Origin of the sequence: Agromyces binzhouensis, assembly GCF_004135055.1 — a bacterium.
Classification (GTDB): Bacteria; Actinomycetota; Actinomycetes; order Actinomycetales; family Microbacteriaceae; genus Agromyces; species Agromyces binzhouensis.
In genome coordinates, this window is record NZ_SDPL01000324.1 from 1 (window position 1) to 3,660 (window position 3,660).

A 3,660-nucleotide genomic window follows, 5' to 3' on the forward strand; every position below is an offset into this window, starting at 1 on the left:
TCGTCGCGGAGGCCGACCCGCACGACCAGGACCCGTTCGCCGTGTGGGACGACGACGCGGCGCGCCCCTCGCGCACCGACCGCCGCGCCGCTGCGGCGTGGGAGTTCGAGGAGCACGAACGCGAGCCGAACCGTCGACGGCGCGGCGCGTGGGGCTGCCTCATCGCGCTGATCGTGCTGGGTGCGCTGGTCGCGGCCGCCGCGTTCTTCCTCCAGGGGCCGATCACGTCGCTCATGGAGCGCTTCCAGCCTCCCGAGGACTACTCCGGTGCGGGCACGGGCGAGGTCGTCTTCATGATCAACGAGGGCGACGGCGGAGAGACGATCGCGGGCAACCTCGAGGAGCAGGACATCGTCGCCTCCTCCGAGGCGTTCATCGACGAGGTCACGAGCCGCTCCGAGCAGCCGATCTTCTACCCCGGCGCGTACCGGATGGCGAACCAGATGAGCGCGGAGGACGCACTCGACGCGCTGCTCGATCCCGAGAACAAGCTCGAGAACACGTTCGTGATCCAGGAGGGGCTGTGGGCGCGCGACGCGCTCGCGAACGCCGCGGCCGCGACGGGGATCCCGATCGAGGAGCTCGAGGCCGCGGCATCCGACCCGCAGGCGCTCGGCCTGCCCGCCGAGGCCACGAGCGTCGAGGGCTTCCTCTTCCCCGCGACGTACACGTTCGGACCCGACGTCACCGCCGACGAGGTGGTGCAGACGCTCGTCGACCGGTCCTTCCAGTCGCTCGACGAGGCCGGGGTCGCCCCCGAGGACCGGTGGGAGACGGTGATCGTCGCCTCGCTCATCGAGCGCGAGGCGGGCTCCGAGGCCGATGCGTACAAGGTCTCCCGAGTCATCCGGAACCGCCTCGACGCGAACCAGTTCCCGACCCAGCTGCTCCAGTTCGACTCGACCGTGCACTACGGGACGGGCGACGACACGCTCGTCACGACCACCGACGCGGAGCGCGCGGACGCCTCGAACCCGTACAACACGTACGTGCATCCCGGGCTCCCGCCGGGGCCGATCGGCAACCCGGGCGACGTCGCGATCGACGCGGCGCAGCACCCGGCCGACGGGCCGTGGCTGTACTTCGTCACCGTCAACCTCGAGACCGGCGAGACGGTCTTCTCGGCGACCTTCGAAGAGCACGAGGCCGCGGTCCAGCAGTTCCTGCGGTACCTCGATGAGAACGGGTAGCGGGTGATGGCGGCGTCCGGCGCGGCGAGCGCGGGCACGGCGGAGGAGCGCACGGTCCGGCTGGCCGTGCTGGGCTCGCCGATCGGGCATTCGAAGAGCCCGGCGCTCCACCGGGCCGCGTACGACCGCCTCGGCCTCGACTGGCGCTACGACGCGATCGAGGTCCGGTCGGGGGAGTTCGCCGGGTTCCTCGAGCGCGCGCGAGGCGAGGCGGATGCCGCGTGGCGCGGCCTGTCGCTGACGATGCCGTTGAAGCACGAGGTGCTCGCCCACCTCGACGGGGCCGATCGCCTCGTCGAACTCGCCGGGGCGGCCAACACCGTCCGGTTCGCCGAGGACGGCGCGCTGCAGGGCTTCAACACCGACATCGGGGGCATCGTCCGCTCGCTCGGGGACGCCGACCTCCGCCGCGTGCACCGCGGCGTGCTGGTCGGCAGCGGGGCCACGGCGTCGTCGGCGCTCGTGGCCATGGCCGAGCTCGGCGCCGTGGAGGTCGACGTGCTCGTGCGCAATCCGGATCGGGCGGTCGGCGTGCAGGAGCTCGGCCGGCGACTCGGGCTCGTGGTCCGGGTGCGCCCGCTCGCGGAGCTCGCGGTGGCGTCATCCGCCGACCTGGTCGTGAGCACCGTCCCCGGCGGCACCGACCTCGGCGTGGCGCCGTCGGATGCGCTGGTCGGCTCGGCGCTGCTGCTCGACGTGGCCTACGATCCGTGGCCGTCCGCGCTCGCGGCGGGATGGCTCGAACGCGGGGGCCGCGTCACTCACGGGCTCGGCATGCTGCTGCACCAGGCCCTCCTGCAGGTGCGCGTCTTCGTCTCGGGCGACCCGTTCGAGCCGCTGCCCGACGAGGCGGCCGTGCTCGACGTCATGCGCGGGAGCCTCTGACGACGCTGTGGGAGGATGGTGGGCATGCTCCGTTGGCTCACCGCCGGGGAATCGCACGGCCCCGAACTCGTCGCGATCCTCGAAGGCCTCCCCGCAGGCATCCCCGTCTCCCTCGATGACATCCGCGCCGACCTGGCGCGCCGCAAGCTCGGCTACGGCCGAGGCGCGCGCATGAAGTTCGAGCAGGACGAGCTCGCCGTCTCGGGCGGCGTGCGGCACGGCCTCAGCCTCGGCAGCCCCGTGGCGCTGCGGATCGGCAACACCGAGTGGCCCAAGTGGCAGCAGGTGATGAGCCCCGAGCCGGTCGACGCCGAGGCGCTCGGACGAGGACGCGGTGCGCCGCTCACCCGCCCGCGGCCGGGGCACGCCGACCTCGTGGGCATGCAGAAGTACGGCTTCGACGAGGCCCGGCCGGTGCTCGAGCGCGCGAGCGCGCGCGAGACCGCCGCGCGCGTCGCCCTCGGGGCGGTCGCGCGGTCGTTCCTCGCCGAGCTCGGCATCCGCCTCGTGTCGCACACGGTCGCGATCGGTCCCGTCCAGGTCCCCGAGGGCAGCGAGCTGCCGATGCCGTCCGACGTCGACCGGCTCGACGCCGACCCGCTGCGCTGCTTCGACGCGGCGACGAGCGAGCGGATGGTCGCCGAGGTCGACTCGGCGCACAAGGACGGCGACACGCTCGGCGGCGTCGTCGAGGTCCTCGCCTACGGCCTGCCGCCCGGGCTCGGCTCGCACGTGCACTGGGACCGCCGCCTCGACGCCCAGCTCGCCGCGGCGCTCATGGGCATCCAGGCCATCAAGGGCGTCGAGGTCGGCGACGGCTTCCTCACGACCACCCGGCGCGGCTCGGCCGCGCACGACGAGCTGCACCTCGCCGACGGCCGGATCGTGCGGGCGAGCGACCGCGCCGGCGGCACCGAAGGCGGCATGTCCACCGGCACAGTGCTCCGCGTGCGCGCAGGCATGAAGCCCATCGCGACCGTCCCGCACGCCCTCCCCACGATCGACGTCGCGACCGGCGAGCCGGCCCCGGCCCACCACCAGCGCTCCGACGTGTGCGCCGTCCCCGCGGCGGGCGTGGTCGCCGAGGCGATGGTCGCGCTGACCCTCGCGAACGCCGTGCTCGAGAAGTTCGGCGGCGACTCGGTCGTCGAGACCCGGCGCAACCTCGACGCCTACCTCGCGGCGATCCCCGACGCGCTCGCGAGCGAGGTCGCCGACGGCGCGATCCGTGCCTGAGCCGTCCGCTCCGAGGTCCGTGCCGGGCGACTCGCGGGCGATCCCGCTCCCGATCGTGCTCGTCGGGCCCATGGGCTCCGGCAAGTCGCGCGTGGGCGCGAGGCTCGCGTCGGCCGTCGGCGCGCCGTTCGTCGACACCGACCACCGGATCGTCGACCGCCACGGCCCCATCGAGGAGATCTTCGCTCGCGAGGGCGAGGCGTACTTCCGGGCGATCGAGCGCGAGGTCGTGGCCGAGGCGCTCCGCGAGCAGGCGGTCGTCTCGCTCGGCGGGGGCGCCGTGCTCGACCCGGACACGCGCGCCGACCTCGCCGGCCTCGCCGTCGTCCGGCTGGACGTCAGCCCCGAG

General features: G+C 73.9%; 4 protein-coding genes. All 4 read left to right on the top strand.

The features are described from left to right. Nucleotides 1-1,190 (top strand): endolytic transglycosylase MltG (mltG, locus tag ESO86_RS13410; protein ID WP_340638860.1); only part of this gene is annotated, 1,190 nt, incomplete at its 5' end. A gap of 6 nt (nucleotides 1,191-1,196) precedes the next feature. Further along, complete coding sequence (locus ESO86_RS13415) at nucleotides 1,197-2,075, top strand: shikimate dehydrogenase (RefSeq protein ID WP_129235470.1); 879 nt, start codon at nucleotides 1,197-1,199, stop codon at nucleotides 2,073-2,075. 24 nt (nucleotides 2,076-2,099) lie between these two features. Further along, nucleotides 2,100-3,311, top strand: a complete 1,212-nt coding sequence (gene aroC / locus ESO86_RS13420; protein WP_129235468.1) for a chorismate synthase — start codon at nucleotides 2,100-2,102, stop codon at nucleotides 3,309-3,311. Further along, nucleotides 3,304-3,660, top strand: a 357-nt coding sequence (locus ESO86_RS13425; protein WP_277985230.1) for a shikimate kinase, incomplete at its 3' end; no start/stop codon positions are given. The genes aroC and ESO86_RS13425, both read left to right, overlap by 8 nt.

Bases quoted from the DNA above. Each gene is read 5' to 3' on its own strand.
- ESO86_RS13415 (WP_129235470.1), top strand. From the start codon at position 1,197: ATGGCGGCGTCCGGCGCGGCGAGCGCGGGCACGGCGGAGGAGCGCACG.
- aroC (WP_129235468.1), top strand. From the start codon at position 2,100: ATGCTCCGTTGGCTCACCGCCGGGGAATCGCACGGCCCCGAACTCGTC.